Genomic DNA, 24287 nt, shown 5'->3' on the forward strand with positions numbered 1-24287 from the left:
CCTTGCCCCGGCCGACGGGCGCGGGTTCACCGAGGTTGAAATGCGGGCAGCTTGATGTCCGGCGTATGCCAAGTCCGCAGGCAAGAGCAGCCGAGCATGGCTCGGCTCTACCCGGGTGCCTGCCCGCGTCCAGGAACCGAGCGGCGCCGTCGCCCGGGCACCCCGACGCGCACCGGTAGTGCCGAGCCATGCTCGGCACCCGCGCGCCAGCGCGGCAAACCCGCCCGAAACCTTTCCCCAGCCGACCGACGCGGCTTCGCCGAGGCTGAAACGCGGGCACACGTCGGATGGCCGGCGTACGCGAACTCGGCCGGCAAGAGCAGCCGAGCATGGCTCGGCTCTACCCGAGTGCCTGCCCGCGTCCAGGAACCGAGCGGTGCCGTCACCCGGGCACCCCGACGCGCACCGGTAGTGCCGAGCCATGCTCGGCAACCGCGCGCCAGCGCGGGAAACCCGCCGGAAGCCTTTCCCCACCCAACCGATGCGGCTTCGCCGAGGTTGAAACGCGGGCACACGTCGGATGGCCGGCGTACGCGAACTCGGCCGGCAAGAGCAGCCGAGCATGGCTCGGCTCTACCCGGGTGCCTGCCCGCGTCCAGGAACCGAGCGGTGCCGTCGCCCGGGCGCCCGACGCGCACCGGTAGTGCCGAGCCATGCTCGGCACCCGCGCGCCAGCGCGGCAAATCGCCCGAAGCCTTTCCCCGGCCGACCGGTGCGGCTTCGCCGAGGTTGAAACGCGGGCAGGCGCTGGATGTCCGGCGTACGCGAACTCGGCCGGCAAAAGCAGCCGAGCATGGCTCGGCTCTACCCGGTCCCTGCCCCGCGACGAGCAGCCGAGCATGGCTCGGCTCTACCCGGTGCCTGCCCCGCGACGAGCAGCCGAGCATGGCTCGGCTCTACCCGGTCCCTGCCTCGCAACGGGCAGCCGGGCATGGCTCGGCGCTACCCGGCTACGTACAACTCCACATAGTCGTGCACCGGCATCGCCTCCAGCACCACCGGGTCGAGCGAGGCATCGAGGATGCGTCGCTGCTGCCGGGTCGGGAAGGTGGCGGCCAGGTGGGCGCGGAACTTGTCCTCCAGCAGCGGGATGCCTTCGGCGCGGCGGCGGGCGTGGCCCAGCGGGTACTCGACGGCGGCGTCGAGGTGGCTGCCGTCGGCGAACACCACCTCCAGCGCGTTGGCGATGCTGCGCTTGTCGGGGTCCAGGTAGTCGGCGGTGTAGCGCGGCTCCTCCACGCAGGTGATCTTCGCGCGCAGCGGATCGATGCGCGGGTCGGCGGCGACATCGTCCTCGTAGTCCTCGGCGACCAACCGGCCGAAGATCAGCGCGATGGCCACCATGTACTGCACGCAATGGTCGCGATCGGCCGGGTTATGCAGCGGGCCGGGCTTGTCGATGATGCGCAGGCAGGCCTGCTGGGTGCGCAGGGTGATGTGGGCGATGTCCTCGCAGCGCCGGCCCGCCGCGCGCATGCGCGCGTGCAGCTGCATGGCCGCTTCCACTGCGGTCTGCCCATGGAACTCGGCCGGATGACTGATCTTGAACAGCACGTTCTCCATCACGTAGCTGCCATAGGGGCGCTGGAAGCGGAACGGCTGGCCGCCGAAGGAGACGTCGTAAAAGCCCCAGGTGGGCGCGGTGAGCGCGCTGGGGTACCCCATCTCGCCGGCTGCGGCCATCAACGACAGCCGCACCGCGCGGCTGGTCGCATCCCCGGCCGCCCAGCTCTTGCGCGAGCCGGTGTTGGGCGCGTGGCGGTAGGTGCGCAGCGACTGGCCGTCAACCCAGGCCAGCGAGACCGCGTTGAGCATGCGTTCGCGGTCCAGGCCCAGCAGATGCGCCACCACGGCGGTGGAGGCAACCTTGACCAGCACCACGTGATCCAGCCCGACCCGGTTGAAGGCGTTCTCCAGCGCCAGGCAGCCCTGGATCTCATGCGCCTTGACCATCGCGGCCAGCACGTCACGCATGGTCAGCGGCGGTCGCCGCAATGCCTCGGCGTTACGGCTGAGCCAGTCGGCGGTGGCCAGGATGCCGCCCAGGTTGTCGGACGGATGGCCCCATTCGGCGGCCAGCCAGGTGTCGTTGAAATCCAGCCAGCGCACCATCGCGCCGATGTTGAAGGCGCCCTGCACCGGGTCCAGCTCGAAGCGGGTTCCCGGCACGCGCGCGCCGTTGACCACGCGCATCCCGGGCACCAGCGGTCCGAGCAGTTTGCTGCAGGCCGGGAACGCGAGCGCGGCCAGGCCACAGCCCAGCGAATCGATCAGGCAGTGGCGCGCGGTGGTGTAGGCCAGCGGCGACTCCACCCGGTAGTCGCGCACGTAGTCGACGATGTCGGTCATGACCGCATCCCACGGCGGCCGTTGGTTCGCGTTGCGGTCGTGACCGGACATCGTGATCTCCTGTTGAAGCTATAGCGTGTCGGCGGGTACCCGCACCGCGCCTTCCATCAAGACGCGTGCACTGCGGCTCATGATGGCCTTGGTGACCGTCCACTGACCGTCAACGAGGCGCGCTTCGGCGCCCACCCGCAGCGTGCCGGAGGGATGCCCGAAGGTGACCGCCTCGCGCGCGCCACCGCCCGCGGCCAGGTTGACCAGCGTGCCCGGGATCGCCGCCGCCGTGCCGATCGCCACCGCCGCCGTGCCCATCATCGCGTGGTGCAGCTTGCCCATCGACAGCGCGCGGGCGTGCAGGTCGATCGCGCTGGCGGCAATCTGCTTGCCGCTGGAGGACACGTAGTCCTGGGCCGGGGCGACGAAGGCCACTTTGGGCGTGTGCTGGCGGGTGGCGGCCTGGTCGATGCTGTCGATCAGGCCCATGCGCACCGCGCCGTGCGCGCGGATCGCTTCGAAGCGGGCCAGCGCGGCCTTGTCCTCGTTGATCGCCGGCTGCAGCTCGGTACCGGTGTAGCCCAGGTCGGCGGCGTTGAGGAAGATGGTGGGAATGCCGGCGGTGATCATCGTCACCGGGAAGCTGCCCACGCCGGGCACGTCCAGGGTGTCCACCAGGTTGCCGGTGGGGAACATCGACCCGCCATCGCCTTCGCCATCGTCGGAGGGATCGAGGAACTCCAGCTGGATCTCCGCGGCCGGGAAAGTCACCCCGTCCAGCTCGAAATCACCGCTTTCTTGCACCTGGCCATCCACGATCGGCACGTGCGCCAGAATGGTCTTGCCGATGTTGGCCTGCCAGATGCGTACCGTGCAGGTGCCGTTGTGCGGGATGCGCGCCGGGTCGATGAACCCGTTGCTGATCGCGAACGGGCCGACCGCGGTGCTGAGGTTGCCGCAGTTGCCGCTCCAGTCCACGAACGCGGTCTCGATCGCGACCTGGCCGTACAGGTAGTCCACGTCATGCGCCGGCACCGACGCGGCGGCGATGATGACGCACTTGCTGGTGCTGGAGGTGGCCCCGCCCATGCCGTCGGTGTGCTTGGCATACGGGTCCGGCGAGCCGATCACGCGCATCAGCAGGGCATCGCGCGCCGGGCCGGGCACCTGCGCAGCGGCAGGCAGGTCGGTCAGCCTGAAGAAGACACCTTTGCTGGTGCCCCCGCGCAGGTAGGTGGCGGGGATGCGGAGCTGGGGGAGAAACGCCATGTCGAAGTCCTGATGGAAAGACGGCCCGTCGCCGGGCCGTCGCGATGCGGAGGGAATCAGGCGACCTGCGCCGATTCCAGGAAGTCCTGGGCGAACCGCTGCAGCACGCCGCCCGCCTCGTAGATGGAGACCTCTTCAGCGGTATCCAGACGGCAGGTGACCGGCACCCGCAGTTGTTCCCCGTTGCGGCGATGGATGACCAGGGTCAGCTCGGCGCGCGGCACGCGCTCGCCCAGCACGTCGAAGGTTTCGGTACCGTCGATGCCCAGGGTCTTGCGGTTGACGCCTTCCTTGAACTCCAGCGGCAACACGCCCATGCCGATCAGGTTGGTGCGGTGGATGCGCTCGAAGCCTTCGGCCGCGATCGCCTCCACGCCGGCCAGGCGCACGCCCTTGGCGGCCCAGTCGCGCGAACTGCCCTGGCCGTAGTCGGCACCGGCGATGATGATCAGCGGCTGCTTGCGCTCCATGTAGGTTTCGATCGCTTCCCACATGCGGGTGACCTCGCCTTCCGGCTCCACGCGCGCCAGCGACCCCTGCTTGACCTGGCCATCGACCACGGCCATCTCGTTGATCAGCTTCGGGTTGGCAAACGTCGCCCGCTGCGCGGTGAGGTGGTCGCCACGGTGGGTCGCGTAGGAATTGAAGTCTTCCTCGGGCAGGCCCATCTTCGCCAGGTATTCGCCGGCCGCGCTGCTGGCCATGATCGCGTTGGACGGCGACAGGTGGTCGGTGGTGATGTTGTCGCCGAGCACCGCCAGCGGGCGCATGCCGGTCAGGCTGCGGGCACCGGCCAGCGCACCTTCCCAATACGGCGGGCGGCGGATGTAGGTGCTCTGCGGGCGCCAGGCGTACAGCGGGCTGATCGGTGCACCGTGTTCCACCTTGAAGGTGAACATCGGGTCGTAGACCTTGCGGAACTGCTCCGGCTTGACGCAGGCCTTGACCACTGCATCGATCTCGGCGTCGCTCGGCCACAGGTCCTTCAGCGTGATCGGGTGGCCGTCGGCGTCGTGGCCGAGCGCATCCTTCTCGATGTCGAAGCGCACGGTGCCGGCGATCGCGTAGGCCACCACCAGCGGCGGCGAGGCCAGGAACGCCTGCTTGGCGTACGGGTGGATGCGGCCGTCGAAGTTGCGGTTGCCCGAGAGAACGGCGGTGGCATACAGGTCGCGGTCGATCACTTCCTGCTGGATCTTCGGGTCCAGCGCGCCGCTCATGCCGTTGCAGGTGGTGCAGGCGAAGGCGACGATGCCAAAGCCCATCTGCTCCAGTTCGGTCAGCAGGCCGGCTTCTTCCAGATACAGCTGCACCGCCTTGGAACCGGGCGCCAGCGAACTCTTCACCCACGGCTTGCGGGTCAGGCCGGCGCGGTTGGCGTTGCGCGCCAGCAAGGCGGCGGAGATCACGTTGCGCGGGTTGCTGGTGTTGGTGCAGCTGGTGATCGCGGCGATGATCACCGCGCCGTCGGGCATCAGGCCATCGGCCTGTTCCAGCTTGCCCGAGGCGAGCTTGCCTTCGTCGGCGATGCCGCGGGCGGCCAGGTCGGTGGTCGCCACGCGCTTGTGCGGGTTGGACGGGCCGGCCATGTTGCGCACCACGGTGGACAGGTCGAACTGCAGCACGCGCTCGTACTGCGCGGTGACCAGATCGTCGGCCCACAGGCCGGTGGCCTTGGCGTAGGTTTCCACCAGGGCAACCTGCGCGTCTTCGCGGCCGGTCAGGCGCAGGTAGTCCAGGGTCTGCTGGTCGATGTAGAACATCGCCGCGGTGGCGCCGAACTCCGGCGTCATGTTGGAGATGGTGGCGCGGTCGCCAATGGTCAGCGCATTGGCGCCCTCGCCGTAGAACTCGATCCATGCACCGACCACACGCTCCTTGCGCAGGAACTCGGTCAGCGCCAGCACCACGTCGGTGCAGGTGATGCCCGGCTGCGGGCGGCCGGTGAGTTCCACGCCGATGATGTCGGGCAGGCGCATCCACGAGGCACGGCCGAGCATCACGCTCTCCGCTTCCAGGCCGCCCACGCCGATGGCGATGACACCCAGGGCGTCCACGTGCGGGGTATGGCTGTCCGTGCCCACGCAGGTATCGGGGAAGGCCACGCCATCGCGCACCTGCACCACCGGCGACATCTTCTCCAGGTTGATCTGGTGCATGATCCCGTTGCCCGGCGGAATCACGTCGACGTTCTTGAACGCCTTCTTGGTCCAGTTGATGAAGTGGAACCGGTCTTCATTGCGGCGGTCCTCGACGGCGCGGTTCTTCTCGAACGCCGCCTTGTCGAAGCCCGGGAATTCCACCGCCAGCGAGTGATCGACGATCAGCTGGGTCGGGACCACCGGATTGATCTGCGCCGGGTCACCGCCGGCATCGGCGATGGCGTCGCGCAGGCCGGCCAGATCGACCAGGGCGGTCTGGCCGAGAATGTCATGGCACACCACGCGTGCCGGGAACCACGGGAAATCCAGGTCCTGGCGGCGCTCGATCAGCTGGCGCAGCGAGGGCTCCAGCGTGGCCGGGTCGCAGCGGCGCACCAGGTTTTCGGCCAGCACGCGCGAGGTATACGGCAGCGTGGCATAGGCACCGGGCTGGAGGGCATCGACGGCGGCGCGGGTATCGAAATAGTCCAGCGACGTGCCGGGGAGGTTCTTGCGGTACTGAGTATTCATGGCTGGCGATAGCTGCTTGTTGGCGGGCCGGGGCGTCGTGACACCGGCAAAGAAGGAGTAGCGACGCCGCAACGGAGCAGACCGGCATCGCGCCGGCCTGTTCCGCAAAGCACCCGCGAACGGGTGCGGTACGTCGGTCTTACCTGCGCTGGTCGATCGGCACGAAGGCCTGGTCTTCCGGACCGGTGTAGTTGGCGCTGGGGCGGATGATCTTGCCGTCGATGCGCTGTTCGATGATGTGCGCGCTCCAGCCGGAGGTGCGCGCGATGACGAACAGCGGGGTGAACATCGCCGTCGGCACGCCCATCATGTGGTAGCTGACCGCGCTGAACCAGTCCAGGTTCGGGAACATCTTCTTGATGTCCCACATCACCGTTTCCAGGCGCTCGGCGATGTCGAACATCTTCACGTTCTGCTGCTCGGCCGACAGCTCGCGCGCCACTTCCTTGATCACGTTGTTGCGCGGATCGCTGACCGTATACACCGGATGGCCGAAGCCGATCACCACTTCCTTGCGCTCGACGCGGGCCTTGATGTCGGCCTCGGCGTCATCGGGGCTGTCATAGCGCTTCTGCACTTCGAAGGCCACTTCATTGGCGCCACCGTGCTTGGGGCCACGCAGCGCGCCGATGCCGCCGGTGATGCAGCTGTACATGTCGCTGCCGGTGCCGGCGATGACGCGGCAGGCGAAGGTGGAGGCGTTGAACTCGTGCTCGGCGTACAGGATCAGCGAGGTGTGCATCGCCTTCACCCACGAATCCTGCGGCTTTTCGCCATGCAGCAGGTGCAGGAAGTGGCCGCCGATGGAGTCGTCGTCGGTTTCCACGTCGATGGCGCGGCCGTTGTGGCTCCAGTGGTACCAGTACAGCAGCATCGAGCCGAGGCAGGCCATCAGCTTGTCGGCGATGTCGCGCGCGCCGGGGTGGTTGTGGTCGTCCTTCTCCGGCGACACGCAGCCGAGCACCGACACGCCGGTGCGCATCACGTCCATCGGGTGCGCCGACGGCGGCAGCTCTTCCAGCGCGGCCTTGACCGCGGCCGGGATGCCGCGCAGCGACTTCAGCTTGGCCTTGTAGGCCACCAGCTCGGCACGGGTGGGCAGCTTGCCATGCACCAGCAGGTGGGCGATCTCCTCGAACTCGCTGGTGTTGGCCAGGTCCAGGATGTCATAGCCGCGGTAGTGCAGGTCGTTGCCACTGCGGCCCACCGTGCACAGCGCGGTGTTGCCCGCAGCGGTGCCGGACAGGGCGACGGATTTCTTCGGCTTGAAGCCGGGGGCGGTGGTTGCTTCGCTCATGATCCCTCCAGAAAACAAATGGTGCCGGGTTACTTCTTGGCGGCGAACAGCGCGTCGAGCTGCTGCTCGAAGGCGTGGTAGCCGATACGGTCGTACAGTTCTTCGCGCGTCTGCATCGCATCGACCACATTACGCTGGTGGCCGTCGCGGCGGATGGTCGCATACACGTTCTCGGCGGCCTTGTTGGCGGCGCGGAACGCAGACAGCGGGAACAGTTGGATGGCGACGCCGGCCGAGGCCAGTTCATCGCGGGTGAACAGCGGGGTCTTGCCGAACTCGGTGATGTTGGCCAACACCGGCACCTTCACCGCGTCGACGAAGCGGCGATAGGTGGCCAGGTCATAGGCAGCCTCGGCGAAGATACCGTCGGCGCCGGCCTCCACGCAGGCGATGGCGCGCTCGATGGCCGCGTCCACCCCATCCACCTGGATGGCGTCGGTACGCGCGATCAGGAAGAAGTCCGGGTCGGTCTTGGCATCGGCGGCGGCCTTGACCCGGTCGACCATCTCGCCCTGGGTGACGATTTCCTTGCCGGGGCGGTGGCCACAGCGCTTGGCGCCGACCTGGTCCTCGATATGGCAGGCCGCCGCGCCGGCCTTGATCAACGACTTCACGGTGCGCGCGATGTTGAACGCGCTCGGCCCGAAGCCGGTGTCGATGTCCACCATCAGCGGCAGGTCGCACACATCGGTGATGCGGCGCACGTCGATCAATACGTCTTCCAGGGTGTTGATGCCCAGGTCCGGCAGGCCCAGCGAGCCGGCCGCGACGCCGCCGCCGGACAGGTAGATCGCCCGGTAGCCGGCGCGCTGGGCCAGCAGGGCGTGGTTGGCGTTGATCGCGCCGATCACCTGCAACGGCGATTCGGCAGCCAGGGCGGCGCGGAACCGGGCGCCAGCGGAGGAAACAGGGGTGCTCATGCGGCATTCCATCGTGGTTGACGGGGTGACAGGCGCAAGGGCCGTGCCAGCTTGCAAGTGTCTGATTTCATTGCGACATCACCGTGACCGCGGCGTTTCACCATGAAACATTGAAACATCTGTACCATGCTGCAACTGAAACATTGAAACATCGCCATGTCGATCAGCCTGCCCCGCCACCGTTCCCGCCTGTCTGACCCGGATGCCGGCCAGCTTCCGGTGATCTGGACCGTCAGCGTGTCGCGCCTGACCGGGCTGCTCGGCGATGTGATCCCGGAGTTCGACCGCCGCGCGCGCATCGTGCCGATCAACCTTGGCTTCGAGGAGGCGGTGGATGTGATCGGCCAGCGACTGCGCCGCGAACACTGCGACGTGGTGATCGCCGGCGGCTCGAATGCGGCCTACCTGCGCAGCCGGCTGGAGGTGCCGCTGGTGCCGATCCAGGCCAACGGTTTCGACCTGATGGAAGCGCTGGCCCGCGCGCGCCGGATCGCCCCGCGGATCGGCCTGGTCACCCATGCCACCGACGTGCCGACCTTCGGCAGCTTCCAGCACAGCTTCGAGCTGGACATCGAACATCGCCGCTTCGTCACCCGCGAAGACGCGCGCGACTGCATCGCCGACCTGCGCGCCAACGGCATCGAAGTGATCGTGGGCACCGGCATGGCCATCGACCATGCCGAGCAGGTGGGCCTGCCCGGGGTGCTGCTGTACTCGGCCGATTCAGTGCGGCAGGCGTTCGAACACGCGCTGGAGCTGACCCAGACCCTGGCCCGCTCCGGCGCGCCATCACCACGGCGACGGACACCGGCCAGGCCGCGCGATACCGACCACGCCCTGCTCGGTGACAGCGCGGCGATGCAGCAGGTGCGCGAGCGCATCGCACTGTATGCGCCCTACGACAGCACCGTGCTGATCACCGGCGCCACCGGCACCGGCAAGGAACTGGTGGCGCGGCAACTGCATGCCGCCAGTGGCCGCCGGGGCCGCTTCGTCGCACTGAACTGCGGGGCGATCAGCGAATCCCTGCTGGAAGCGGAGCTGTTCGGTTACAACGAAGGGGCGTTCACCGGCGCCCGGCGCGGCGGGCGCGTCGGCCTGGTCGAAGCCGCCGAGGGCGGCACCCTGTTCCTCGATGAGATCGGCGAACTGCCGCTGCCGTTGCAGACCCGGCTGTTGCGGGTGCTGGAAGAGCGCGAAGTACTGCGCGTGGGCGCTACCGAGCCGACTGCGGTGGACGTGCGCGTGGTGGCCGCCACGCTGCAGACCCTGGAGACGCTGGTGGACGCGCAGCGCTTCCGCCGCGATCTCTACTACCGCCTGGCTGCGTTGCGGATCGCGCTGCCGACCCTGCACGAACGCCACGAGGATGTCCCGCTGCTGGTCGCCCACTTCTTCCGCCAGTTGGCCGGCACCGATGCACCGCTGTCGGTGGAGGCGCTGGCACGGCTGCGCGAGTACCCGTGGCCGGGCAACGTGCGCGAACTGCGCAACATGGTCGATCGCCTGCGCATCCACTGGCCGCCCGAGCGCGGCGCATTGTCAGCAGCGACGATGCTGGCGTGGCTGCCGGAACTGGACGCCACGGGTCGGGCAGGCGCTGCAGTGCCTGCGCGCGCGCCCCCGGCCGCAGGCGCGGACAGCCTGCCGAGCTTGCTGGCGCGCTTTGACGGCAACCGGGCCCGATTGGCCGCCGAACTGGGCATTTCCCGCACCACCCTGTGGCGACGGCTGCGCGAGGCCGGGCTCGGCTAGCGCGCCGAGGGCGCTTCCCACGCCCATCGGCCGCTGCCCACCGCCACGTCCCACCCCGGCCGGAGGGCGCGCGCATGCCGCGCACCACCGCACGCAGGCTGACCATGCCGCGCTCGGCCTGCGGCGGCGGCCAGCGTGCCCCGCAGCACCGCGCGTCGCGATCGGCCAGGGGCTACCCAGATCCCGATGCCGTGCCCGGGCTGCCGGCGGTCAGGGGAACAGCAACCGCTTGGTCCATTGCCCGTCGGCATCGCGCTCATAGCACCAGCGCTCGTGCAGGCGGAACTGCGCGCCATACCAGAACTCGATCCGCTGCGGCACCACGCGCAACCCGCTCCAGCCGTCCGGGCGCGGCACCTCACGATCGGCGAAGCTGGCTTCGGCGGTGGCCACGCGCGCGTCGAATTCCTCGCGCGAGGCCAACGTCTTCGATTGCAGCGAGGCCCACGCGCCGATCTGGCTCATGCGCGGCCGCGAGGCGAAGTAGGCATCGGCTTCGGCATCGGCCACCTGCTCGACGCTGCCTTCGATCCGCACCTGGATGCCCGCTTCCCGCAGGCTGCGCCACAGGAACAGCAGCGCCGCACGCGGATTGGTACGCAGCTCACGCCCCTTGTGGCTGTCCAGGTGGGTGTAGAAGACGAAGCCGCGTGCATCGAACGCCTTGAGCAGCACGGTGCGCGCCGAGGGCTGGCCGCTGTTGTCGGCGGTGGCGACGGTCATCGCATTGGGTTCGACTTCCGCGCTGTGCCGGGCCTCCTCGAACAGCGCGGCGAAGGTGGACAGTGCTTCGGTATACAGATCGGTCATGGTTGGTTTCTTGCCATTCGATTTGGGTTTATTGTCACCGCATGCCTGCCACCGCGTACATGCCCCGCAACAAGGGATTTCCCGATGCACTGGTCGCCCAGGCACTGGACGAAGCGCTGGCGGCGGGCACGGGAGTGCCAGTATTGGCGATCAGCGGCCTGCAGGGCAGCGGCAAATCGACGCTGGCCGCGCAGGTGGTGGCCCTGGCCGGCCAACGCGGCCTGCGCGCGGCCACGCTGTCCATCGACGATTTCTACCTCACCCGCGCGCAGCGCCAGCGACTGGCACGGCAGGTGCACCCGTTGCTGCTTACCCGCGGCCCGCCCGGCACCCACGACCTGCCACTGGCGCACGCCACCCTGGCGGCGATCGCCGCGCGCCAGCCGGTGGCGTTGCCGCGCTTCGACAAACTGGCCGACGAACGCGTAGCGCCGGCCGACTGGCCACGCGTGGACGCCGCGCTGGATCTGCTGGTGTTCGAAGGCTGGTTCCTGGGCACCCCGGCACAGGCCGAGGATGCGCTGGAACCGCCGTTGAACGCGCTCGAACGCGACGCCGACGCCGATGGGCGCTGGCGGCGCTGGTGCAACCAGGCCCTGGCCGAGGACTACCCCGCCCTGTGGCAGCGCTGCGACCGGCTGTGGTTCCTGCAACCGCCGGATTTCGCCGTCGTGCCGCGCTGGCGCTGGCAGCAGGAACAACACCTGCAGGCCGCCCAGCCCGAACGCAGCAGCATGAGCCGCGCCCAGCTGGAGCGGTTCGTGCAGTACTACGAGCGGGTGAGCCGCCAGGCGCTGCGCACCCTGCCGGCGCTGGCCGACCGGGTCATCGCACTGGATGACCAGCGACAGGTGCGGCCACTCAGCTGACCAGGAAGGTCACCCGCAGGTTCACCCGCCACTCGGTGATGTTGCCCTCGCCGTCGGTGACCACCTTGGTCTCGTTGATCCAGGCGCCCTGGATGCCCTTGACCGTCTCGGACACCTTCTTCAGGCCACTGCGTACCGCGTCTTCGACGCTGGTCTTGGAGGAGGCGTTGATCTCGATGATTTTGGCCACTGACATGGACAGGCTCCGGTTGCGCGCGGGAGATTCCGCGCCATCCACCATGGGGGCCGGCGCGTAAAGGCCGCGGCACGGAGATGTTAGGATCGCGGGTAATGAATCCCGCTCCGAACCTGATCCTGATCGGCCCGATGGGCGCCGGCAAAACCTGCATCGGGCGCCGCCTCGCCGAGCGCTTCACGCTGGACTTCGTCGATGCCGACCAGGCCATCGTCGATGCCGCCGGCGCCAGCATTCCCACGATCTTCGAGCACTCCGGCGAAGCCGGCTTCCGCCAGCACGAGCGGCAGGTGCTGCAGGCCGTGCTGGACGGGCGCAATCAGTTGGTCTCCACCGGCGGCGGGGCGGTGCTGGATGCCGGCAACCGCGCCACGATCGCGCGCCGCGGCTTCGTGGTCTACCTGCGGGTCAGCGTGGCCGCCCAGCTGGAGCGGCTGGCGCGCGACCGCACCCGGCCGCTGCTGCAGCGCCCGGACCGCGAACAGGTGCTGCACGAGATGGCGGCCCTGCGCGACCCGTTGTACCGCGAGCTGGCCGACCTGACCCTGGACACCGATCTTTACACCCCCGCCGACGCCACCGCGCAGCTGGTCCTGCGCCTGGCGGCGCAATGGCAGCGACAGGACACCTCCGCATGACCTCCCCCCGCACCGTCGCCGTTGGCGGCGATACCCCCTACACCATCCACATCGGCCCGGGCCTGCTCGGCCAGGGCGCGCTGCTGGCCCAGCATGTGCGCGGCCGCCACGTGCTGGTGCTCAGCGATTCCTCGGTGGCCCCGCTGTACCTGGCCGGGGTGAAGTCGGCCCTGCTCGCTGCCCGCCCGGACCTGCGGATCGGCGAACTGGTGCTGCCCGCCGGCGAAGCCTCCAAGACCCTGGCCAACTTCGGCGCGGCGATCGCCGCGCTGGCGGCCCTCGGCGCCACCCGCGATGCCTGCGTGCTGGCCCTCGGCGGCGGTGTCGTCGGCGACCTGGCCGGCTTTGCGGCAGCGTGCTGGATGCGTGGGGTGGACTGCATACAGCTGCCCACCTCGCTGCTGGCGATGGTCGACTCCTCGGTGGGCGGCAAGACCGCGGTGGACATCCCCGAAGGCAAGAACCTGGTCGGCGCGTTCCATCCGCCGCGCGCGGTGATCGCCGATACCGCGGCATTGCGCACCCTGCCGCCCCGCGAACTGCGTGCCGGGCTGGCCGAGGTGATCAAGTACGGCGCCATCGGCGACCCGCTCTTCTTCCAGTGGCTGCAGGCCGAGCGTGCCGCGCTGCTGGCCGGCGATGACGCCGCGCTGGCCCAGGCGATCGCGCGCAGCTGCGAACACAAGGCCGACATCGTGGCCCGCGACCCGCTGGAGAAGGGCGAACGCGCCCTGCTCAACCTCGGCCATACCTTCGGCCATGCCATCGAGACCGAACAGGGCTACGGTGCGCCCGGCAACGACAACCTCAACCATGGCGAAGCGGTTGCCGTGGGCATGGTGCTGGCCGCGCGCCTGTCCGCCCAGCTGGGCATGAGCAGCGAGGCCGATACCGCGCAGCTGCGCGACCTGCTGCTGCACTACGAACTGCCGGTGGCCATTCCCGCCGGCCTGGCCGCCGAGGCGCTGTTGGCGCGGATGCGGCTGGACAAGAAGAACGTCGCCGGGCGCCTGCGCCTGGTGTTGTGGCGTGGGATCGGCCACGCCGAAGTGGTCGGCGATGTCGACGAGGCCGACGTGCTGCGCGTGCTCGCCGCCGGCTGAGCCTGCGACGTTCCGCCGCACCTGCCCCGTCGCTGACGGCCGCCTCCGGCGTTCACGGCTACAATCGGGGCATGCGCGTCTTCCTGCACCAACACGCCCGCGGTGCCGATCCGGCCCGCTATCTCCAGCTCACCCTGCAACCGGACCTGTTCGGTGGCTGGGAGCTGCTGCTCGAGTCCGGCCCGATCGGCGGGCGCGGGCAACTGCGCCGCGAGCTGTACCTGGAGGAAGACCTGGCGCTGGCCGCGTTCGACAAGGCGCGCGATGCGCACCTGCACCGCGGCTACGAAGTGACCTACACCAGCGGCGATCCGCCGCACTGAGCGGCCACCGCCGCACTCACCCCATTCGGCCCCGCGCCACCAGATCCCAAGGAAGCGTTCCGTGACCAGCCCCTCCCGCCATGATCGCCTGCTGCGCGCCCTGCGCCGCGAACCGGTGGACTGCACCCCCGTCTGGCTGATGCGCCAGGCCGGCCGCTACCTGCCCGAGTACCGCGCCACCCGCGCCAAGGCCGGCAGCTTCCTGGCCATGGCCAAGAACCCGGACATCGCCTGCGAAGTCACGCTGCAACCGCTGCGTCGCTTCGACCTGGATGCCGCGATCCTGTTCTCGGACATCCTCACCATTCCCGACGCGATGGGCCTGGAGCTGTACTTCGTCGACGGCGAAGGCCCCAAGTTCCGCCATCCCGTGCGCGACGCTGCCGCCATCGCCAAACTGGCGGTGCCGGACATGGAAACCGAACTGCGCTATGTGATGGACGCGGTGCGGGTGATCCGCCGCGAACTGGACGGCAAGGTCCCGCTGATCGGCTTCTCCGGCAGCCCCTGGACGCTGGCCTGCTACATGGTCGAAGGCGGCGGCAGCAAGGACTTCGCCCGCATCAAGGCGATGGCCCTGAACGAACCGGCCGCCCTGCACCAGCTGCTCTCGGTGGTGACCGATGCGGTCATCGCCTACCTGTCGGCCCAGCGCGCCGCCGGCGCCCAGGTCCTGCAGGTGTTCGACACCTGGGGGGGCGTGCTCAGCCCCGGCATGTACCGTGAATTCTCGCTGCGCTACCTCACCCGCATCGCGCAGGAACTCGAGCGCGGCCAAGGCGACCAGCGCACCCCGCTGATCCTGTTTGGCAAGGGCACCGGCCTGCACCTGGCCGACCTGGCCAACACCGGCGCCGACGCCCTCGGCGTCGACTGGACCCTGGACCTGTCCGACGCCGTGGCCCGCACCGGCGGCCGCGTCGCCCTGCAGGGCAACCTCGACCCGGCCACCCTCTACGGCAACCCGGACGCCATCGAACGCGCCGCCGGCCGCGTGCTCGACAGCTACGCCCAGGGCAACGGCGGTTCCCGCGAGGGCCACGTCTTCAACCTCGGCCACGGCATGTCCCCGGACATGAATCCCGACCACGTCGGCGTGCTGGTGGACGCCGTGCACCGCATCAGCCAGCGCCCGTAACGCCACCCCAGCGGTGGCCGCGCAGCACCGGAACGGAATGCATCCACGCATGGCGTGGATCTACGCGAATGACCGCAAGGTAAAAACCCGTAGATCCACGCCATGCGTGGATACCGCGCGCAGCGCGGCAACGCCAGCCGAAGCCTGGGCGACCACGGCGCAACCAACCCGCCCGACGTTCAATCCCGGCCGAAGAAGACCGTCCGGGCTCATGACGCCGGAACGAAGAGCATCCACGCATGGCGTGGATCTACGATTGATCCGCGTCAATACGGCCCCGCCAATGACCCGTGACGTTCCACCGTAGATCCACGCCATGCGTGGATACCGCGCGCAGCGCGGCAACGCCAGCCGAAGCCGCGCGACCACGGCGCAATCAACCCGTCCGACGTTCACCCCCAGCCGAAGAAGACCGCCCAGGTTCATGGCGTCGGAACGGAGAGCATCCACGCATGGCGTGGATCCATGATTGGATCCGCGTGCACACCGCCCCGCCAATGAGCCACGACGTAAAAACCCCGTAGATCCACGCCATGCGTGGATACCGCGCGCAGTGCGGCATCACGATCCACGCGATCGCCGGCTTTGCCGAACCGGTCCGAAACACCGCCTTGACCGCGCCCTGACCCCACATCGGCGATCATGTGCCCCTCGTTGATGAGGGTGCGCACGATGACGACCAGCAGCTACGCCTCGATCCGGCCCCTGTTGTGGCTGGTATCGCTGGCGATCTTCATGCAGATGCTGGATTCCACCATCGTCAACACCGCCCTCCCCGCCATGGCCCGCAGCCTCGGCGAAAGCCCCCTGCAGATGCAGTCGGTGGTCTTCAGCTACGCCCTCGCCGTCGCCACGTTCATCCCCGCCTCCGGCTGGATCGCCGACCGCTTCGGTACCCGCCGCACCTTCCTCGTCGCCATCATCCTGTTCACCCTCGGCTCGCTCGCCTGCGCCCTCGCCCAGACCCTGCACCAGCTGGTCGGCGCCCGCGTCCTGCAGGGTATCGGTGGCGCCATGCTGCTGCCGGTCGGCCGCCTCGCCGTCATGCGCTCGGTCTCGCGCGAAGAATTCCTGCGCGCCATGAGCTTCATCGCCATCCCCGCCCTGATCGGCCCGCTCATCGGCCCGACCCTCGGCGGCTGGCTGGTCGAAGTCGCCTCCTGGCACTGGGTCTTCCTGATCAACCTGCCCATCGGCGTCATCGGCTACATCGCCGCCATGAAGGTCATGCCCGACCACTACGCCGAACACCGCACCCGCTTCGACATCGCCGGCTACCTCATGCTCGCCTTCGGCATGGTCGTGCTCTCCCTCGCCCTGGACGGCATCTCCGGCATGGCCACCCCGCATGCCCTGGTCATGCTGATGACCGTTGCCGGCCTCGCCGCCCTGGTCGGCTACTGGCTGCATGCCGCCAACTCGACGGCACCGCTGTTTTCGCTGGCCCTGTTCCACGTGCCCAGCTACCGCATCGGCATCCTCGGCAACCTGTTCTCGCGGATCGGCAGCAGCGCCATGCCGCTGCTGATCCCTTTGCTGCTGCAGGTCGGCATGGGCATGAGCCCGATGAATGCCGGCCTGCTCATGATCCCCGTGGCCGCCGCGGGCATGCTCTCCAAGCGCTACGCGGTCAAACTGGTCGAACGCTTCGGCTACCGTCGCGTGCTCATGGTCAACACCGTGCTGGTCGGCCTGGCCATGGCCAGTTTCATCTTCATGACCCCCGGCCAGCCGTTGTGGGTGCGCGTCATCCAGCTGGCCTTGTTCGGCGCGGTCAATTCGCTGCAGTTCACCGTCATGAACACCGTCACCCTGCGTGACCTGGACCGCGACTTCGCCAGCGCCGGCAACAGCCTGCTGTCGATGGTGATGATGCTGGCGACCGGTTTCGGTGCGGCCGCCGCCGGCAGCCTGCTGGCCGCCTTCGATCATCTCGACGCGCTGCGCGGTGCCACCGCCGCCCTGCATGCCACCTTCGTCTGCGTCGGTGCCATTACCCTCACTTCCACCGTCATCTTCTGGCAACTGCCCGACACCCGCCCCTCCCCGCGCGATGTGGAGGAGGTTGCCGAGTAGTCGTCGCGGGCCGTTGGCCCGATGACCGTTGCGAACCGCCGCTCCGGCGGCCGATCACTGCCCCTGCCCGCGCGCGGCCCGCAGTGCGCGCGCAATCGCGTCCACGAGCAGTTCGCCGGTCACCGGCTTGCGCAGGAAGCCGCGGAACCCGGCCGCACGGACCTGCTGTTCGATGTCCGGATCGGTGCGCGCGGTCACCGCGATCATCGGCATGTCATAGCCCTGGTTGTGCAGGTGCCCGGCCAGTTCGATCCCGCCCAGGCCCGGCAGGTCCAGGTCCAGCAGCGCCACGTCGAACGGCGCCTCGCTGACCTCGCGCAACGCCGCCAGTGCGTGTTCGGCATGCACCATGTGGTGCCCGCGCGCGCCCAGCAGACCGGTGATCACGCTGGCCACGGTGGCGTCGTCTTCCACCAGCAGGATCCGCAACGGCGGCAGCCGCTGTCCCAGGCCCTGGCCGTCGAGCCCGCTCGATACCGCGGCGATGTGCAGCGGCAACGGCAGGGTCACGCTGAAGCGCGTGCCAACCCCGAGCTGGCTCTCCACCCCGATCTGGCCCTGCATCGCCAACGCCAGTTCGCGACAGATCGCCAGGCCCAGCCCGCTGCCGCCGTACTGCGCCGCCGTGCGTGCGCCGTCGGCCTGCTCGAAGCGGCGGAACAGGCGCTGCTGCTGGTCGCTGCTGATCCCCGGGCCCGTGTCGGACACCTCGAAATGCAGGCCACGGTCGGCCGCCAGCGTGGTCGCCGTCAGGCGCACCTCGCCGTGGGTGGTGAACTTGACCGCGTTGCCCAGCAGGTTGAGCAGGATCTGCCGCACGCGCACCGCATCGCCGACACTGCCCAACCCCGCCGGCAACTGGTTGTCGACCACGAAGCGCAGGTGCTTCTGCTCGGCCAGCGCGGCCATCAGCGTGCAGGCATCGTCCACCACGTTGTGCACGTCGAACGGCTGCGCCTGCAATTGCAGCCGGCCCGATTCGATCCGGGCCAGGTCCAGCGCGTCGTTGACCAGGTGCAGCAGGTGCTCGCCGGCATGCCGGATCGACGCCGTCCAGCTGCGCTGCTGCGGGTCCAGCGCAGAGCCCAGCAGCAGCTCGCTCATGCCCAGCACCCCGGTCATCGGCGTGCGCACCTCATGGCCCAGGTTGGCCAGGAAGCGGGTCTTGGCCGCCGATGCCTGCTCGGCCAGCTCCTGCTTGTGCAGGGCCAGCTGATAGGCATGCTTGCGCTGCAGGCGGCGCCGGTACAGCCAGGCGAACAGGCTCATCAGCAGCAGCGCCATCGAGGTCATCACCAGCAGCCCGGACAGGCTGCGCCACCACGGCGGCTGCACCCGGAACTCCAGCGACTGCACCCGCGACCACACCTGGTCGGCCGAACGCGCCTGCACTTCCAGCCGGTAGCGCCCGGGCGGCAGCCGCGAGAACACACGCTCGCCGGCCGGGCCCACTTCCACCCAGTCCGGGTCGTACCCGGCCAGCCGATAGCGGTAGTTGTTGGAGGACGAATCGGCGAAGGACAGCAACCGCGCCACGATCCGCAGGTCGCGGTCGGCGTCGGCGATCTCCAGCGGGGTCAGGTGGGTGAGGTCGGCGACGCGGTCGCCGCGGCGCACTTCCACGCGCTCGATCACCAGCGGCGCGCGCCGGTTGGACGGGCGCACCTGGCGTGGATCGAACACCACCACCCCGGCCGGGGTGCCCCCGGCGATGCGACCGCTGGCGGTACGGGTCAGCGTGCTGCGGCGGAACTCCTGGCTCGGCAGGCCGTCGTGCACGCCATACAGGCGCACGTTGCCCATCTGCGGGTCGACCCGGATCAGGCCGCGCGCACTGGCGGCCCAGATCACGCCCTGGGCATCGACCACCAGCCCGGTGGCCGACACTTCCGGATAGCCGGCACCGCCGCCGATCACGGCCTGCAGCAACAGGCGCCCGTTCTGCCAGCGGTACTGGCTCAGGCGCCCTTCCTCGGACAGCCACACGCTCTGGTCATCGGCGATGGCCAGCGCATGGATCGCCGCCGGCGGCGCCCCCGGCACCGGCTCGAAGCGCGACCGTGCCGGCACCCATTGCAGCAGGCCCTGGTTGGTGGCCACCCACAGATGGTCCTGGCTGCCGCAGACCAGGTCCAACGCCAACTGGCCCGCGGCCAGGCCGGCGTGGCCGCTCACGATCCGATGCAGCACGCGGCCGTCCAGGTCGCGCTGCTGCAGCCCGGTCGAGGCGGCGCTCCATACCCGCCCGCCATCGCACAGCGCCAGCGATTCCACCTGGCCCTCCATGGCCGCATCCACCGCCGCATCACGGCCCCAGCGGCGTAGTGCGTCCTGCCGGGGGTCATAGCGCAGCAATGCGTTGTTGGAGCCGATCCAGACCTGCCCGCGCGGGTCCTCGAGCACCGACTGCAGCCACTCGGTGCCATCCACCCAGGTGCGATGCTGGGTGACGGTGCCGGTGACCGGATCGAACTTGTCCAGCGCACCGTGCGTGCCCACCGTCCAGACCCCGCCATCGGCGGCCGCGCCCATGCCCAGCACGTAGGCATTGCGCAACGAACCCGGATCGTCCTCCAGCCGCGACAGCACCGAGAACTGCCACCAGCGCGGCAGCAGGTGCCACAGCCCGCCATTGATGCTGGCCAGCCAGATGCCGCCTTCGCGGTCCTCGTAGGCACCGGTCCAGTTCGGTCGCACCTGGCCGCGCGCCACCGCGCTGTACAGCGGCACCTGCTGGTATTGATTGTCGTAGGCGCGGCCCAGGCCGGAACGGGTATCCAGCCAGTACCCGCCCTGCTCATCGCGCAGCATCATGCCCAGCACCTGGTCGCCGGGCGTCACCTGCCACGGTGCAGGCTCGAACTGGCCGTCCGGACGCCGCACTTTCACCCCCGAGTTGGTGCCGATCCACAGGCTGCCGTCCAGTTCGGCGGTGAGCCCGTTGATGATCTCGTGCGGGATGTCGCGGCTGGCGATGCGCTCGAAGTCGCGCCCGGTCCAGCGCGCCAGCCCCGCCTTGGTGCCTACCCACAGGCTGCCATCGCGGGTGGTGGCCAACTGGGTGACCGACGCGGCTGGCAGGCTGCGCGGGTTGCCATGCTCGGGCATGTAGCGGGTCACGTTGCCGCTGCGGTCCAGCCGATGCAGGCCCCCTTCATAGGTGCCGAACCAGACGGCGCCATCGGCGGTGGAGGTGATGCTCCAGATGGTGTTGCTGCCGATCACCGGGTGGCTGGCGCGGTCGAAGAAGCGCAGTTCGCGGCGGTCGGCCGACATCATCGCCAGCCCGGCATTCTCGGTGCCGATCCACAGCTGGTTGCGTGCGTCCACGTGCACGCTCCACACGTGGTTGTCGCGCAGGCCATCCTCGGCGCGCCATACCCGGTAGGTGCGGCCGTCGTAGCGCGCCAGGCCATCGTTGGTGGCGATCCACAGGTAGCCGTAGCCATCCTCGGCCATGCGGTTGACCGTGTTGGACGGCAGGCCATCGAACACGGTCAGCTGGCGCGGCGTTGGCGGCACCGGCTGGGCATGGCCGAGCAACGGCCAGAGCCACGCGATCCCGATCAGGAGCAGCCAACGCAAAGGCACCACCAATGGATCTCCCGAGTCGTCCGTGGAAGGCGCGCCAGCGGATCGAAGCCGCGTGGACGCGGCGTGCCGAAGCCTGGGGCCAGGCCCGCATGGTAAACGGTTCGCCGCGTGGCGACGATCCGCTCAGCGGCGCAGGGCCTGACGCACCACGGCATGCAGCGCGTCGCCAGCGGCGGGCTTGTGCAGCAGGCCCACCGCCCCGGCGGTGGCCACGCGCTCGGCCAGGTCGGGGTCGGCCCGGGCGGTGAGCACCACGACCGGCACCTGGCAGTGCTGCGCCTGGAGCACCTGCAGCAGTTGCCAGCCGTCCATGCCCGGCAGGTCCAGGTCGAGCAGCAGCATGTCGACGTCGGCCGTGGCCAGCTCGGACAGCGCGGCCAGCGCGTGCGCGGCGACGACCACCTGCACCCCGCGCGCGGCCAGCAGCCCGGCGTGGACCTCGGCCACCAGCGGATCGTCCTCGACCAGCAGCACCCTGCCCTCGCACGCGCCGTCGCCCGTGGGGCCTGTGTCGACCCGGTCGGCACGGTCGTCCGCATCGGCGGCGGCCAGCGGCAGGCTCAGCACCAGCCGTCCGCCGCCGCCCGGCACCGCGTGCAGCCGCAGGTGGCCGTGCTGCGCGCGGGCACAGGCCTGCGCCCGCACCAGGGCCGCGCCGGATACCACGCCAGCGGACCGGGCCACGGCGCGCACCGGCGCCAGGATCTCCAGCAGGATGCCGGCCCGCCCGGGCAGCCAGGCGACCCGCGCAATCAGCGGGCCGGACCGCCACGCCTCGACCGCGGCCTGCAGCGCGCTCTCCAGCAACTGCCGCAACCGGTGCGGGTCCGCCTGCACCCAGCGCTGGCCCGGCAGGTGCGCCTGCAGGGTGAGGCCGCTGCCCTGCACGGGCAACGCCTCGCATGCCCAGCGCTGCCAGCCCTGCAGCACTGCCAGCAGATCCACGCGGGCGGACTGCAAGGGCAATCGCCCGGCCTGGATGCGCGCATCGTCCAACGCCTGGTCGACGATCCCCAGCAACGCGCGGGCCGCCTCCTGGATGCGCCGCAGACGCTGCGCCTGCACGCGGTCCTGTACGTCGGCCAGCAACAGTTCGCTCATCCCCAGCACCCCGGTCAGGGGCGTGCGCAGTTCATGCCCGAAGGTTGCCAGGTAGCGTGCCTTGGCCTGCGCCGACTGCTCGGCCCAGCGTCGCCGCTGCAGCGCCGTGCGCCGCCGCCGTGCCTGGGCCAGCGCGCGCCGGCACAGCCAGCCGGCCACCCCGCACACCCCGATCAACGCGAGCGCGCGCAGCAGGTGTACCAGCGGATGCTGCCAGCCCGTGCGCTGCACCTGCAGCGGCAGTTCCTGCACCGCCGACCAGTGCCCATCGCCGCCGCGCTGCTGGTACTGCAGCACATGCGCGCCCGGTGCAAGCTGCGGAAAACCGATCGTGCCGCGGCTGCGCGTATGGCTCCAGCGCTGCGCGCCGTCGCGCAGCCGGAAGCGATACTGCTGGCGCGGGTCCAGCTGCGCGGACAACACCCGCGCGGTGATCTGGATGTCACGGTCATCGGCATGCAGGCGCAGCGGTGGCAGTACCGGCACGCTGATCCGCTGGCCACCGCGCCGCAACTGCACGCGTTCGATCACCAGCGCGGGTGGCGAGGCGGGACGCTCCAGCGCGTCCGGTGCGAACGCCAGCGTGGCCCGGTTGCGGCCGATCGCCAGCATCTGCGTGCCCTGCGCCTGCAGGCCCGCCTGCAGCACGGCCTCGGGAATGCCGTCATCGCGCGAGTACGCACGCACCTCGCGGCGGTCCGGCGCGATCCTCAACAGGCCGCTGCCGGAGGTTGCCCACACCACGCCGGCGGCATCGGTGGCGATGGCGTGCAGCTGGCCGGCCGGCACGCCATCGCGGTGATCAAGCCGTAGACCGGGCCGCAATGCCAGGTCGTGCCAGGCGTAGCGCTGCAGCGCACCGGGCACGGCGACCCACAGCGCGCCATCCGCAGCCACGTGCAGCGCGCTGACCTCCCCGGGCGCGCCCTCCACGCTCACCAGGCGCTCGCCGTCCCAGCGCAGCAGGCCGTGCCGGCCCCCCAGCCATACGCCGCCCTCGGGCATGCAGTGCAGCGACACCGCGCCGTGTTCGGCCGCACTGCCTGCCAGGGGCCAGCGCACGCGCTGCCAGTGCCCGCCGGCGACGCGCCGTTCCAGCCGCTCGCCATGGAGCCGCCACTGCTGGTCCCCCGCACAGGCCAGCTCAGCGCGGATCCTGCCGGCCGCGGCAATCACGCCATCCACGCCCTGTCGCCGGGCCGGCGCCGGTTGCGCGCGGAAGTGCTGCCAGAGCGGCGGCAGCCGCCACACGCCCAGGTACCGCCCCAACAACCACGCCCCTCCCTGGCGGTCTTCGAACACGCTCTGCAGGTGCGGCGGTGCCTCGCGTCCCACCACCGCCAGGCCGACCTCTGCCACTGCGCTGCCGTCGCCCGCTTGCCGCCACACCCGTCCCCCATCGGCCAGCCACTGCGCGCCGTCCGCGCCCATGCCCAACACGCGCGACCCCGCGGCCCCCGCCACGATCTGCACCGCACTGTCGCCCTCGCTGCGCCATCGTCCGGTCGCAGTGCTGATCCACAGCGTGCCGGCCGCATCACCGGCCATCCCGGTGATCGCCGCCGTGGCCAGGCCTGGCGCCGCGGGGCGCCGGAAGCGGCCGTCGCGCCACAGGGCAAGCCCGCCGCTGGTGCCGACCCAGACCCCGCCGGCAGGATGGGGCTGGAGGTGTTCGACATCGCCAGCGGGCACGCCATCACCGCGCAGGGTGGGCAGGTAATGGCGCAGCCGGTGCGGCGCCTGCCACTGGTACAACCCGCCGCCACGCACGCCAAACCACACCCCGTCGCCGTCGGCCAGCAGCGCGCTGATCGCCGCGCCACGCACGCCGACCACCGGGTCGATCCGCGTGCGGTCGGCGGACAAGCGCATCACCGCCCCCTGCGCGGTGCCGATCCACAGGCGGTCCTGCGCATCCAGCGCAAGCCGGGTCAGCACCGTGCCAGCCAGCCCCTGCTCACGCTGCCAGACACGGAAGTGGCGTCCGTCGAAGCGCGCCAGCCCATCCTCGGTGGCGAACCACAGGTAGCCGTGGCGGTCCTGCACCACCTGGTGCACTGCATTGGACGGAAGGCCGTCGGCCGTGGTGAAGCGCACCGCTTCCAGCGGTTGCGCCGCACCTTCGCAGATCAGCGCGGCCAACAGCAGCAGCACCCAGCCCCATCCCGCACGACGGCACACGCAGG

Annotated in this window: 17 protein-coding genes; 7 read left to right on the forward strand and 10 right to left on the reverse strand. The window is 69.9% G+C overall.

The genetic code is table 11. The features are described 5' to 3' along the window. Positions 1 to 942: 942 nt before the first annotated feature. From M2421_RS09235 to prpB, 5 genes are all read right to left on the reverse strand, one after another. Positions 943 to 2400, reverse strand: coding sequence for a bifunctional 2-methylcitrate dehydratase/aconitate hydratase (locus M2421_RS09235; RefSeq protein WP_259206200.1), 1458 nt, complete (start codon positions 2398 to 2400; stop codon positions 943 to 945). 18 nt (positions 2401 to 2418) lie between these two features. Next, entirely contained in the window at positions 2419 to 3609 is a 1191-nt protein-coding gene (prpF, locus tag M2421_RS09240; protein ID WP_259206201.1) for a 2-methylaconitate cis-trans isomerase PrpF, read from the reverse strand. A 56-nt stretch (positions 3610 to 3665) separates the two neighbouring features. Next, complete coding sequence (acnD, locus tag M2421_RS09245) at positions 3666 to 6281, reverse strand: Fe/S-dependent 2-methylisocitrate dehydratase AcnD (RefSeq protein WP_259206204.1); 2616 nt, start codon at positions 6279 to 6281, stop codon at positions 3666 to 3668. A 139-nt stretch (positions 6282 to 6420) separates the two neighbouring features. After that, positions 6421 to 7578, reverse strand: coding sequence for a 2-methylcitrate synthase (gene prpC / locus M2421_RS09250; RefSeq protein WP_259206206.1), 1158 nt, complete (start codon positions 7576 to 7578; stop codon positions 6421 to 6423). A gap of 29 nt (positions 7579 to 7607) precedes the next feature. Further along, positions 7608 to 8498 carry a methylisocitrate lyase gene (gene prpB, locus M2421_RS09255; protein WP_259206207.1) on the reverse strand — a complete coding sequence of 297 codons (891 nt, stop codon included), beginning with the start codon at positions 8496 to 8498 and terminating at the stop codon, positions 7608 to 7610. Positions 8499 to 8654: 156 nt separating this feature from the next. Here prpB and prpR point away from each other — a divergent pair, with 156 nt between their 5' ends. Then, positions 8655 to 10253, forward strand: coding sequence for a propionate catabolism operon regulatory protein PrpR (prpR, locus tag M2421_RS09260; protein WP_259206209.1), 1599 nt, complete (start codon positions 8655 to 8657; stop codon positions 10251 to 10253). Between the two features lie 210 nt (positions 10254 to 10463). Here the strand turns inward: prpR and pdxH are convergent, their stop codons facing one another. Then, entirely contained in the window at positions 10464 to 11063 is a 600-nt protein-coding gene (gene pdxH / locus M2421_RS09265; protein ID WP_259206213.1) for a pyridoxamine 5'-phosphate oxidase, read from the reverse strand. A gap of 41 nt (positions 11064 to 11104) precedes the next feature. Here pdxH and M2421_RS09270 point away from each other — a divergent pair, with 41 nt between their 5' ends. Further along, positions 11105 to 11932 (forward strand): kinase, encoded by an 828-nt coding sequence (locus M2421_RS09270; RefSeq protein ID WP_259206216.1) that lies wholly within the window; start codon positions 11105 to 11107, stop codon positions 11930 to 11932. Here the strand turns inward: M2421_RS09270 and M2421_RS09275 are convergent. Further along, positions 11925 to 12128, reverse strand: coding sequence for a dodecin family protein (locus M2421_RS09275; RefSeq protein ID WP_019186071.1), 204 nt, complete (start codon positions 12126 to 12128; stop codon positions 11925 to 11927). The two genes, M2421_RS09270 and M2421_RS09275, sit on opposite strands and share 8 nt — an antisense overlap. Positions 12129 to 12223: 95 nt before the next feature. On the opposite strand from M2421_RS09275, the gene M2421_RS09280 reads away from it, so the two are divergent. From M2421_RS09280 to hemE, 4 genes are all read left to right on the forward strand, one after another. Next, a complete protein-coding gene (locus M2421_RS09280; RefSeq protein ID WP_259206218.1) occupies positions 12224 to 12766 on the forward strand; it encodes a shikimate kinase in 543 nt (180 codons plus the stop codon). Continuing rightward, complete coding sequence (gene aroB / locus M2421_RS09285) at positions 12763 to 13869, forward strand: 3-dehydroquinate synthase (protein ID WP_259206220.1); 1107 nt, start codon at positions 12763 to 12765, stop codon at positions 13867 to 13869. Before M2421_RS09280 ends, aroB begins: the two co-directional genes overlap by 4 nt. 71 nt (positions 13870 to 13940) lie before the next feature. Beyond that, positions 13941 to 14192 (forward strand): WGR domain-containing protein, encoded by a 252-nt coding sequence (locus M2421_RS09290; RefSeq protein ID WP_259206221.1) that lies wholly within the window; start codon positions 13941 to 13943, stop codon positions 14190 to 14192. 61 nt (positions 14193 to 14253) lie between these two features. After that, positions 14254 to 15330 (forward strand): uroporphyrinogen decarboxylase, encoded by a 1077-nt coding sequence (gene hemE / locus M2421_RS09295; protein ID WP_259206222.1) that lies wholly within the window; start codon positions 14254 to 14256, stop codon positions 15328 to 15330. 422 nt (positions 15331 to 15752) lie between these two features. Here the strand turns inward: hemE and M2421_RS09300 are convergent, their stop codons facing one another. Then, positions 15753 to 16001, reverse strand: coding sequence for a hypothetical protein (locus M2421_RS09300; protein ID WP_259206223.1), 249 nt, complete (start codon positions 15999 to 16001; stop codon positions 15753 to 15755). Position 16002: 1 nt separating this feature from the next. On the opposite strand from M2421_RS09300, the gene mdtD reads away from it, so the two are divergent. Further along, positions 16003 to 17406, forward strand: coding sequence for a multidrug transporter subunit MdtD (gene mdtD / locus M2421_RS09305; protein ID WP_259206224.1), 1404 nt, complete (start codon positions 16003 to 16005; stop codon positions 17404 to 17406). A gap of 54 nt (positions 17407 to 17460) precedes the next feature. Here mdtD and M2421_RS09310 read toward each other — a convergent pair whose 3' ends face one another. Next, positions 17461 to 20997, reverse strand: a complete 3537-nt coding sequence (locus M2421_RS09310) for a two-component regulator propeller domain-containing protein (RefSeq protein ID WP_259206519.1) — start codon at positions 20995 to 20997, stop codon at positions 17461 to 17463. A 126-nt stretch (positions 20998 to 21123) separates the two neighbouring features. Further along, the gene (locus M2421_RS09315; protein WP_259206225.1) at positions 21124 to 24282 is read right to left on the reverse strand and encodes a response regulator; all 3159 of its coding nucleotides are present in this window, start codon (positions 24280 to 24282) and stop codon (positions 21124 to 21126) included. Positions 24283 to 24287 lie beyond the last annotated feature (5 nt).

The organism is Stenotrophomonas sp. BIGb0135 (genome assembly GCF_024810105.1).
Classification (GTDB): domain Bacteria; phylum Pseudomonadota; class Gammaproteobacteria; order Xanthomonadales; family Xanthomonadaceae; genus Stenotrophomonas; species Stenotrophomonas maltophilia_AB.

What these genes read in the sequence shown, in the direction of transcription:
- pdxH (WP_259206213.1), bottom strand. Translation starts at nt 11,063, where the DNA reads ATGACCGATCTGTATACCGAAGCACTGTCCACCTTCGCCGCGCTGTTC.
- M2421_RS09235 (WP_259206200.1), bottom strand. Translation starts at nt 2,400, where the DNA reads ATGTCCGGTCACGACCGCAACGCGAACCAACGGCCGCCGTGGGATGCG.
- M2421_RS09280 (WP_259206218.1), top strand. Translation starts at nt 12,224, where the DNA reads ATGAATCCCGCTCCGAACCTGATCCTGATCGGCCCGATGGGCGCCGGC.
- prpF (WP_259206201.1), bottom strand. Translation starts at nt 3,609, where the DNA reads ATGGCGTTTCTCCCCCAGCTCCGCATCCCCGCCACCTACCTGCGCGGG.
- prpB (WP_259206207.1), bottom strand. Translation starts at nt 8,498, where the DNA reads ATGAGCACCCCTGTTTCCTCCGCTGGCGCCCGGTTCCGCGCCGCCCTG.
- acnD (WP_259206204.1), bottom strand. Translation starts at nt 6,281, where the DNA reads ATGAATACTCAGTACCGCAAGAACCTCCCCGGCACGTCGCTGGACTAT.
- prpC (WP_259206206.1), bottom strand. Translation starts at nt 7,578, where the DNA reads ATGAGCGAAGCAACCACCGCCCCCGGCTTCAAGCCGAAGAAATCCGTC.
- M2421_RS09275 (WP_019186071.1), bottom strand. Translation starts at nt 12,128, where the DNA reads ATGTCAGTGGCCAAAATCATCGAGATCAACGCCTCCTCCAAGACCAGC.
- aroB (WP_259206220.1), top strand. Translation starts at nt 12,763, where the DNA reads ATGACCTCCCCCCGCACCGTCGCCGTTGGCGGCGATACCCCCTACACC.
- M2421_RS09290 (WP_259206221.1), top strand. Translation starts at nt 13,941, where the DNA reads ATGCGCGTCTTCCTGCACCAACACGCCCGCGGTGCCGATCCGGCCCGC.
- M2421_RS09270 (WP_259206216.1), top strand. Translation starts at nt 11,105, where the DNA reads ATGCCTGCCACCGCGTACATGCCCCGCAACAAGGGATTTCCCGATGCA.
- prpR (WP_259206209.1), top strand. Translation starts at nt 8,655, where the DNA reads ATGTCGATCAGCCTGCCCCGCCACCGTTCCCGCCTGTCTGACCCGGAT.
- mdtD (WP_259206224.1), top strand. Translation starts at nt 16,003, where the DNA reads ATGACGACCAGCAGCTACGCCTCGATCCGGCCCCTGTTGTGGCTGGTA.